Raw genomic sequence first — 9483 nt, 5'->3', positions numbered from 1 at the left:
GGCTACGCCCGGGCCACCGGCCGCACCGCCTTCGTCAGCCTGCACATCGCGGCCGGCCTCGCCAACGGCCTGGTCGGGCTGCTCAACGCCAGCCGCTCGCGCACCCCGATGGTCGTCACCGCGGGCCAGCAGGACCGCCGCCACCTGGCCTGCGACCCGATGCTCTCGGGCGACCTGATCGGCCTGGCCTCCGCGGCGGTCAAGCAGACCTTCGACGTCCAGCACGCCCACGACCTGCCGCTGATGCTCACCCGGGCCTTCGCCGCCGCCCGGCGCGCCCCCGCCGGGCCGGTGTTCCTGTCCATCCCGATGGACCTGCTCACCGAGGACGTCGACGTCGAGGTGCCCGGCCGCTCCACCCTCGCCCCGCAGGGCCCGGCCACCGAACTCGCCGCCGCCGCCGGGCTGCTGGCCGCCGCCGAGCGCCCCGCCCTGGTGGCCGGGGACGCCGTCGGCCGCGACGGCGCGGTGGCCGAACTGACCGCGCTCGCCGAGGCGCTCGGCGCGGTGACGTACCACCAGCCGATGAACGACAACCTGGACTTCCCCACCTCGCACCCGCTGTACGGCGGCATGCTGGGCGCCACCCACGCCGCGATCCGGGAGACCCTGGCGGCCCACGACACCGTCCTGATCGTCGGCACCCACGCCTTCATGGCCCACCACTACACCCCCGGCTCGCCGATCCCGGAGACCACCACCGTCCTCCAACTGGACGCCGACGCCGCCGAACTGGGCCGCAACTTCGGCGTCCGGCTGGGCCTGCACGGCGCGCTGCGGCCCTCCCTGGCCGCCCTCGCGGAGCAGCTCGCCGGACGCGTCCCGCGGGCCGCCGAGCGGACCGCCGCCGCCGGCCGGCGGGCGGCGGCCGGGTGGGCCGCCACCGACCGCGCCGCGCTCGCCGCGTACGGACCGGGCCCGCTCGACCCGCTGGCCGCCGCCCACGCCGTGGCCGCCGGACTGCCCGAGGACGCCGTCGTGGTCGAGGAGGCCATCACCACCGGCCTGCGGCTGCGCCAGGTGCTCCGCCAGGACCGCCCGGGCTCGTACCTGCACACCGTCGGCGGCGGCCTCGGCCACGGCATCGGCGCCGCCGTCGGCCGCCGGATGGGCGACGACAGCCGCCCGGTGGTCGCCGTGCTCGGCGACGGCTGCGCGATGTTCGGCCTCCAGGGCCTGTGGGCGGCCGGCCACTACCGCGTGCCGGTGACCTTCGTGGTGATGAACAACGGCGAGTACCGCACCCTCAAGGAGACCCTGGACACCTGGGACAGCCGCTCCACCCGGGACGGGCGCTACCTCGGCCTGGACCTGGCCTTCGGCCCGGACAGCGGCCGCCACCGGCTGGACTTCCGGGCCGCCGCCGAGTTCTTCGGCATCGAGGCCGTCCGGGTCTCCCACCCCGCCGAACTCACCGAGATCGTCGCCAAGTCGGCGTCCGCGACCGCGCCGCTCCTGGTCGACGTGCCCATCACCGGGCACACCCCGCCTCGTTGAACCGGGGGCGTGCCCGACGGACACGCCCCGGTACGCCGTTCGTCGGGGCCGAACCACTGACAAGGGAGGTGGCCGCGATGAGCGGTCTCATTCAGCTGGACGCCGGGCTCGACCCGGCACTCTCCGGTGGCGAGCTCCAGGTACGGGAGCCCGCCACCGGGCGCCCGATCGCCGTGGTCTCGCTGGCCGCGGCCGCGGACGTGGACCCCGCCGTGGCCGCCGCCGCGCAGGCCCAGCCCGGCTGGGCGGCGACCCCGCCGACCGGGCGCGCCGCCGTCATGCGCCGCGCCGCCGCCGTGCTGGAGCGCCACCGCCAGGAGATCGTCGACCTGCTGGTCCGCGAGGGCGGATCGGTGCGCGGCAAGGCCGACTTCGAGGTCGGCGCCGTCCTGGACGAGCTGTGGTCCGCCGCCGCGCTGCCCACCCGCCCCAACGGCCACCTGCTGGCCTCCGAGCCGGGCCGGGAGAGCTTCGCCCGCCGGGTGCCGCTCGGGGTGGTCGGCGTGATCAGCCCCTGGAACGTCCCGCTGGTGCTGGCGATGCGCGCGGTCGCCCCCGCGCTGGCCCTCGGCAACGCCGTGGTGGTCAAGCCCGACGTGCACACCCCGGTCTCCGGCGGCCGGGTGATCACCCGGCTCTTCGAGGAGGCGGGCCTGCCCGCCGGGCTGCTCCAGGTCCTGCCCGGCGACGCCGAGGTCGGCGAGGCCCTGGTCCGCCACCCCGACGTGCCGATGATCGCCTTCACCGGCTCCAGCGAGGTCGGGGCCAGGATCGGCGCGGTCGCCGGCGGCATGCTCAAGCGCGTCTCGCTCGAACTCGGCGGCAACAACGCCCTGATCGTCCTCGACGACGCCGACCTCGACGCCGCGGCCTCGTCCGGGGCCTGGGGCTCCTTCTTCCACCAGGGCCAGATCTGCATGGCCGCCGGGCGCCACCTGGTGCACCGCGCCGTCGCCGACCGGTACCTGGAGCTGCTCGCCGACCGCGCCCGCAAGCTGCGCCTCGGCGACCCCTTCCGCGAGGAGGTCGACCTCGGCCCGGTCATCGGCGAGCGGCAGCTCGACCGGGTCGAGCGGATCGTCCGCGAGTCGGTGGCGGCCGGCGCCGTGGTGCTGGCCGGCGGCGCCCGGCGCGGCCCGTTCTTCGAGCCGACCGTGCTGGCCGGCGTCACCCCCGACATGCCCGCCTTCACCGAGGAGGTGTTCGGGCCGGTCGCCCCGGTCACCGTGGTCGCCGACGACGACGAGGCCGTCGAACTGGCCAACCGGACCGCGTACGGGCTCACCGCCGCCGTCCAGACCGGCTCGGTGCGGCGCGGCCGGGCGATCGCCGACCGGCTGCGCACCGGCATGGTCCACGTCAACGACCAGACCATCAACGACGAGGCCCACGTGCCGCACGGCGGCCGCGGCGCCTCCGGCAACGGCACCCGGCACGGCTCCGAGCACAGCTGGGACGAGTACACCCAGTGGCAGTGGCTGACCGTCCGCGAGACCCCGGCGAGGTACCCGTTCTGATGGCCGAGCCGACACGGGTGCGGTACGAGAGGAAGGGCCGGGTCGGGTACGTCACCCTCGACCGGCCCGAGGTGCTGAACGCGATGGACCTGCGCATGCACGAGGAGCTGTGCGGGATCTGGGACGAGGTCGAGGCCGACCCCGAGGTCTGGGTGGTGGTGGTGGCCGGCGCCGGGGACCGGGCCTTCTCGGTCGGCCAGGACCTCAAGGAGCTGGCCGAACGGGTCAGGGCCGGCACCGCCACCTCCACCTTCGGCAGCCGGGGCAAGCCGGGCTACCCCCGGCTCACCGAGCGGTTCGCGCTCTCCAAGCCGGTCGTCGCCCGGGTCCAGGGCTTCGCCATGGGCGGCGGCTTCGAGCTGGCGCTGGCCTGCGACATCATCGTCGCCGCCGAGGACGCCGTCTTCGCGCTGCCCGAGGCGAAGCTCGGCCTGATCGCCGGCGCCGGCGGGGTGTTCCGGCTGGCCCAGCAGCTGCCCTACCGGGCCGCGCTGGGCCACCTGATGACGGGCCGTCGGCTGAGCGCCCGGCGCGCGCTGGAGTACGGGCTGGTCAACGACGTGGTGCCGGCCGGGGAGCTGGACGACTGCGTGGACGGCTGGGTGCGCGACATCCTGCGCTGCGCCCCGCTGTCCGTCCGCGCGGTCAAGGAGGCGGCGGCCAAGGCCCTCACCACGCCGCTGGAGCAGTCCTTCGCCACCCGCTACGTCTGGGAGGAGCGCCGGATGCACAGCCGGGACGCCGAGGAGGGCCCGCTGGCCTTCCTGGAGAAGCGCGAACCGGAGTGGACCGGCACCTGACGCGACAGTGACGGCAACGACGAGGCCGCCGCCGGGAATCCGGCGGCGGCCTCGGTCGTCGTGCGGCGACCGCGTCGACTACGGGACGATGACCAGGCGCTTGTGCCCGGTGTCCTCGGCCTGCCAGGCCTGCTCGATCTCCGCGAGCGGCACGGCCCGGGTGTCGATCCGGATCTCACCGGCGGCGGCGCCCGCCATCAGGCGGTTGAACATGTCCAGGAACGCCTGCGGCGGCGGGAAGCCGCCGCCCACGATGGTCAGGCCCGCGCTGCGGATCGTGCCGGCCGACAGTTCGATGGTGGCGCCCGCCGACTCGCCGATCTGCACCAGCCGGGGGCCGGAGCTCTTCAGGTGGAAGTCCTTGCGGGTCATCGCGGTCAGCAGCGCCTCGGTCGGCTTGCCCCACAGGTAGTCCAGGATCACGTCGTACCCGGTGTCGCCGGCCGCGGCGGCGAAGGCCTCGGCCATCTCCTCCTGGGTGCCGTTCAGCGGGACGGTGGCGTCCGCGCCGTACTCGCCCAGGGTGTCCAGGACCTCCTGGTTGCGGCCGGCGGCGACGACCCGTCCGGCGCCCAGGTGCTTGGCGATCTGGATGGCGAGCTTGCCGGCGGCGCCGGTGGCGCCCAGCACCAGGACGGTCTCGCCGGGCTGCAGCTTGGCGGCGTGCTCCAGCGGTATCCACGAGGAGAGCGCCGGGTTGGGCAGCGCGGCGGCGGTGAGGTCGTCCACGCCGTTCGGCACCGGCCAGGTGAACGGGGCGCGGGCGACGGTCAGTTGCGCCATCGAGCCGTACGGCTTGCGGGCCCCGCCGAAGAACACCCGGCTGCCGTCCTCCAGCCGGCCGACGCCGTCCAGGCCGACCACCGCGGGCAGGTTGTCGGAGCTGGCGAAGTGGCCGCCGCCGGCCACCGCCTTGGTGGAGGGGTTGAGCGCGGCCGCCAGGACCTGGACGAGCACCTCGCCCTCGCCCGCGGTCGGCTCGGGGAACCGCTCGAAGCGGGGCGGCTTGCCGAGCGTGTGGAGGACTGCGGCGTCCATGGTGCTACTCCATTCACAGGTGATCGGGCCGAACGTACGCCGGTCCCCGGCCGAGGGCGGCCGGGGACCGGGGAAAACATCAGTTGATCAGACCGGCTTCCTTGGCCGCCAGTTCGAGCTCGGCGGGGGATCCGGTGAAGATGGTGCGGACGTGCTCGGTGACGGCCTCGACCGGCCAGTCCCACCAGGCGATCCGGGCGAGCCGGTCGATGTCCGCGTCCTCGAAGCGCTTCTTGATCAGCTTGCCGGGGTTGCCGCCGACCACGCCGTAGGCCGGCACGTCGGAGGTGACCACGGCCCGGGTGCCGATGATCGCGCCGTCGCCGATCGTCACGCCCGGCATGATCACGGCCTCCCGGCCGATCCACACGTCGTTGCCGATGACGGTGTCGCCGCGGCTGGCGACGGTAGCCAGCGCGTCCACCGTCCGCGCGGTCCAGTCCCCGCCGAACATGAAGAACGGGTAGGTGGTGGAGCCGATCATCGGGTGGTTGGCGGCCGGCATGATGAACTGGGTGCCGGTGCCGATGGCGCAGTACTTGCCGATCACCAGCTTCTCGGGCCCGAAGTTGTAGAGCACGTTCCGGGTCTCGAACGCCGCCGGGTCGTCGATGTCGGCGTAGTAGGTGAATTCCCCCACCTCGATCAGCGGCGAGCTGATCAGGTTCTTCAGGAACACCACCTTGTTGTCCATTCCCGGAAGGTACGTCTGGGAAGGGTCGGGGCTGACGGGCATGGCCTCTCCTCGTGCGGGACTATGCCTTGACGGCGGTGACGAACAGGAAGTTTCCGGGGCCGGACAGGTCGCGCACGGTCATCCCGGCGTCGGCCAGCCAGCCGGTGAGCTGCTCCGGGTCGAAGGAGCCGCGGTGCGCCTGGCGCTCCAGCCGGCTCTGGAACTGTCGGTAGAGCGGGTCGGCGGCCTGACGGAAGGTCATGACCGTGAAGGTGCCGCCCGGGCGCAGGCAGCGGCCGACCTCGCGGATCGCCCGCTCCGGGTCGGGGATGGCCTGCAGCGCGTTCCAGCAGTTCACCCCGCCCAGCGAGGCGTCCTCGAACGGCAGCTCCAGGGCGCTGCCGCGGACGGTGAGGACCCGGTCCAGCTTGGCCCGCAGCTGGGCCAGCATCTCGGCGGAGAGGTCGAGCGCGATCACCCGCTCCTCGCCGAGCGAACGGGCCAGCACCCTGGTCCAGCGGCCGGCGCCGGCCGCCAGGTCGAGCACCGGGCCGTCGACCGGCCGGACGTGCTCGGTGAGGTAGGCGTCCTCGTCGTCGAGCGACACCCAGCCGCCCCAGTTGGCGCCCATGATCCGGACGAACCCGGCCCGCAGGCCGCGCTCGTACCGGCCGGCCAGCAGCGGGTCGCTCGGGCCGGACGGCTGGTCGTGGAAGTCCAACAGCCCGTCCACCGACGGGAACACGGCCTCGCAGCCGGTGCAGACGGCGGCCTCGGCGCCGCCGGTCAGCGGCTGCCGGCAGCGCGGGCAGCGGACGGCCCGGGCGTGGCCCCGAAGGACGTCCGCGGCCGGGGACGGCTCGGCGGTCCGCTCCTCCTCGGGGGCGGGCACCACGAACGGGGACACCGTGGTGCCGTGCTCGCAGGCCCAGACCGCCTTGGCGCCGGAGTAGGCCAGCAGCGCCCGGGTCTCGGTCGCCCACAGCTCGGCGGTGCGCTCGGCGGGCAGGCCGAGCCACTGGTCGAGCGCGGGGGCGGTGGCCCGCTCCTGCTCGGTCAGGCCCCAGACGGCGGGGGAGGGGAAGACCCGGCCGAGGTTCCACCGGGTCGCGGCGTCCGCGGTCTCCCACGGCTGGAGGCAGCGGGCCAGTCGGGACAGGTCGTCCCGGTCCACCCCGGTGCCGGGGACGGCGGCGAGGATCCGCTCGCCGTCCTCGGGGAAGTGGCCCAGCAGGAAGAACAGGGCGGCGCCGCGACCGGCGTCCGTCCCGCCGTCCGACAGCAGCCGGAGGTAGCGGTCCAGGCCGGCCCGGACGGCCTCGTGGGCGGGGAAGCCGCCGTCCGGGCCGGCGGCCTCGGCCAGCAGCCCGAGCAGCAGGGCGAGCCTGGCCTGGTGTGCGGGCGGGACGGTGTCCAGCGCGTCCAGCAGGGCCGGAATTCCGGCGAGCGCGTCCGGGCGGAGGGAACCGTCCGCCTGGAATTCCGCGGCGAGCCGGCGGAATACGCCGTCGATTTCGGCGGGGGTCGAGCCGGTGAATTCGTCGATCGTGGCGCGCGCGACCGAAATCGCGCTCGTGTCACTCATGGTGCGGAGCCTACCCGTCCCGGTCTGCGAGGCAGATCCGAATATGGTGCGAGAAGCGTGTTCTGAGGGGAATTCAGGGGGTGTAGGGGGGTGTTAGGGGATGAGCAGGACGCGGCCGCTGGTGCGGCGCTCCTCGACGGCGGCGTGCGCCTCAGCGGCCTGGCCGAGCGGGAAGCGGGAGTCGATCCGGACGGTCAGCTTCCCCTCGCGCATCCACTGGAAGCAGCGCTCCAGGAAGTTCAGCGGCGGCCACGACTCGTCGAAGAAGTGCGGCAGGCAGAAGCGGGTGACGAACAGCGAGCCCTTGTCGTTCAGCGTCATCAGGTCCAGCGGCGGGACGAAGCCGCTCGCCTGGCCGAAGTTGATCAGGTAGCCGCGCGGGGCCAGGCTGTCGAGGTTCGCCTCGAAGGTGTCCTTGCCGACCGCGTCGTAGACCACCCGGACGCCCTCGCCGCCGGTGATCCGCTTGACCTCGGCGGCCACGTCCTCGGTGCCGCCGGAGATGATCACCGCCTCGGCGCCGGCCTCCTTGGCGACGACGGCCTTCTCCTCGGCGGAGACCACGCCGATGACCCGCGCGCCGCGCATCCGGGCGAACTGGGTGATCAGCGTGCCCACGCCGCCGGCCGCCGACTGCACCAGGGCCCAGTCGCCCTCGGCCAGCGGGTACGCCTCGTGGGTCAGCTTGTACGCGAGCAGGCCCTGCACCGGCAGGCCGGCCGCCTCGCCGAGGTCGATGTCCTCCGGCACCGGGATCAACTGCGCGGCGGGGGCGATGACATGGCTCGCGTACGAGCCGGCCGCCAGGGCCCAGGCGACCCGGTCGCCGACCCGCACGCCGGTCACGTCCGGGCCGAGCGCCTCGACGTAGCCGGAGCCCTGGTAGCCGGGCTCCAGCGGGAGCGCGGCGTCGGCCCGGTAGTAGTCGCGCTTGGCGAGGTCGCCGCGCCGGTTGAGGATGTCGAAGAAGGTGACGGCCGCGGCGTGGGTGCGCAGCAGCACCTGGCCCGGGCCGGGCTCGGGCAGTTCGAGGTCCTCCAGCTCCAGCACCTCGGGGCCGCCGTAGGCGTGCTGACGGATGATCTTCATGGCGGGTGTCACTCTCTCTGGGAACGGGTGGCGTGCGGACTGATGAATCGTCAGCGCGGCTTGGCGTTGAGGTAGTTGCTGAAGGCCTTGATCTGGAAGCGCTGGAACCCGGTGAAGGAGATGCCGTCCTTGGAGCGCTTGAAGAGGCCGGGCACCGACTGGCCCTGCTTCCCGGTCGCCGCGGCGTAGTGGTAGAGCATCTTGACCCGGCGGCGGCGGATCTTCTCGTAGCGGCGCAGCAGTTCGGCGGGGGAGCCCTGGCCGGACAGCGCCCGCCCGATCACCCAGGCGTCCTCCAGCGCCTGGTTGGCGCCCATGCCGGTGCGCGGCGGGACGGCGTGCACCGAGTCGCCGAGCAGCGTCACCGGGCCGCGCCCCCACACCTTGGGGACCTGGTGCAGGATGTGCGGGAAGACCTGGACGTCCTCGTCGCTGATCGACTCCAGCAGCTCGGGCAGCGGGGAGGAGAAGCCGGCGAACCGGGCCCGCAGGTTGGCCACCGCGGACTGCGGCCGGCCGTCGGCGCCGATCGGGCCGGTGCCGTCGGGGGAGCCGGGCGCGCCGGGCGGGACCGCGTCGCCGTCCGCCCACGGCGTCTCGAAGGCCCAGTAGAGCATGGACTCGCCGAGCGGGTGCATCACGCACAGGCCGTGCTCGCCGGCCATGGTCTGCACCCGGTTGCTGTTGGTCAGCTCCACCGGCAGCGGGGTGGTGCCGTGCCAGGTCGCCCAGCCGGTGTGCTCGGCCGGCGAGAAGCCGAAGAGGTGCTTGCGGACGAAGGAGCGGTGGCCGTCCGCGCCGATCAGCACGTCGGCGTCGATCCGCCGGCCGTCCTCGAAGGTGATCGCGACCGGCCCGTCCGTCCCCGGCGCGGGCTCGTCGATGACGGTGGCGCGGGCGCCGAACCGCAGCACGCCCGGCGGCAGCGCGGCGGCCAGCACCTCGACCAGCTCGCTGCGGCGGATCACCTTGTTCGGCGAGCCGAAGTCGCGCGCGATCCGGTCGAGGTCGACCTTGACCAGCGGCTGGCCGGTCTCCGAGGTGATGTCCACCCGGTCGAGGCGGTGGCCGAGGTCGGTGTGGTCGATGCCCAGCTGGGTCAGGATGCCCGTGGCGTTCGGCCACAGGATCACCCCGTAGCCGCCCTTGCGGAGCTCGTCCGCCTGCTCGTAGAGCTCGACCTGGTGGCCGGAGCGGGTGAGCGCCAGGGCGGAGGCGACGCCGCCGAGCCCTGCACCGATGATGACGATCTTCATGAGCTGTCTCCTGAGGAGGTTAGAA

8 protein-coding genes are annotated in these 9483 nt (G+C 74.0%); 3 read left to right on the top strand and 5 right to left on the bottom strand.

What is annotated here, in order from left to right:
• From ACFRQN_RS15850 to dpgD, 3 genes are all read left to right on the top strand, one after another.
• The coding region (locus ACFRQN_RS15850; RefSeq protein ID WP_380740880.1) for a thiamine pyrophosphate-dependent enzyme at positions 1–1497 on the top strand (1497 nt) is incomplete at its 5' end.
• Positions 1498–1574: 77 nt separating this feature from the next.
• Positions 1575–3014 carry a benzaldehyde dehydrogenase gene (locus ACFRQN_RS15845; RefSeq protein WP_049652975.1) on the top strand — a complete coding sequence of 480 codons (1440 nt, stop codon included), beginning with the start codon at positions 1575–1577 and terminating at the stop codon, positions 3012–3014.
• Positions 3014–3814 (top strand): enoyl-CoA-hydratase DpgD, encoded by an 801-nt coding sequence (gene dpgD / locus ACFRQN_RS15840; protein ID WP_380740879.1) that lies wholly within the window; start codon positions 3014–3016, stop codon positions 3812–3814. The genes ACFRQN_RS15845 and dpgD overlap by 1 nt, the downstream gene beginning before the upstream one ends.
• A gap of 78 nt (positions 3815–3892) precedes the next feature.
• On the opposite strand, the gene ACFRQN_RS15835 is transcribed toward dpgD, so the two are convergent.
• The 5 genes from ACFRQN_RS15835 to ACFRQN_RS15815 all read right to left on the bottom strand — a co-directional run bounded on the left by ACFRQN_RS15835 (position 3893) and on the right by ACFRQN_RS15815 (position 9458).
• The gene (locus ACFRQN_RS15835) at positions 3893–4852 is read right to left on the bottom strand and encodes a zinc-binding alcohol dehydrogenase family protein (protein WP_380740878.1); all 960 of its coding nucleotides are present in this window, start codon (positions 4850–4852) and stop codon (positions 3893–3895) included.
• Positions 4853–4931: 79 nt separating this feature from the next.
• Complete coding sequence (locus ACFRQN_RS15830) at positions 4932–5588, bottom strand: CatB-related O-acetyltransferase (RefSeq protein WP_074004757.1); 657 nt, start codon at positions 5586–5588, stop codon at positions 4932–4934.
• A gap of 19 nt (positions 5589–5607) precedes the next feature.
• Positions 5608–7113 carry a class I SAM-dependent methyltransferase gene (locus ACFRQN_RS15825; RefSeq protein ID WP_380740877.1) on the bottom strand — a complete coding sequence of 502 codons (1506 nt, stop codon included), beginning with the start codon at positions 7111–7113 and terminating at the stop codon, positions 5608–5610.
• Positions 7114–7206: 93 nt separating this feature from the next.
• Complete coding sequence (locus tag ACFRQN_RS15820) at positions 7207–8202, bottom strand: quinone oxidoreductase family protein (RefSeq protein WP_380740876.1); 996 nt, start codon at positions 8200–8202, stop codon at positions 7207–7209.
• Between the two features lie 50 nt (positions 8203–8252).
• Positions 8253–9458, bottom strand: a complete 1206-nt coding sequence (locus tag ACFRQN_RS15815; RefSeq protein ID WP_380740875.1) for an FAD-dependent oxidoreductase — start codon at positions 9456–9458, stop codon at positions 8253–8255.
• Positions 9459–9483: the final 25 nt, after the last annotated feature.

This window comes from Kitasatospora sp. NPDC056800, from assembly GCF_042789775.1.
Lineage (GTDB): Bacteria > Actinomycetota > Actinomycetes > Streptomycetales > Streptomycetaceae > Kitasatospora.
This window is presented reverse-complemented; position numbering and strand designations above follow the sequence as displayed.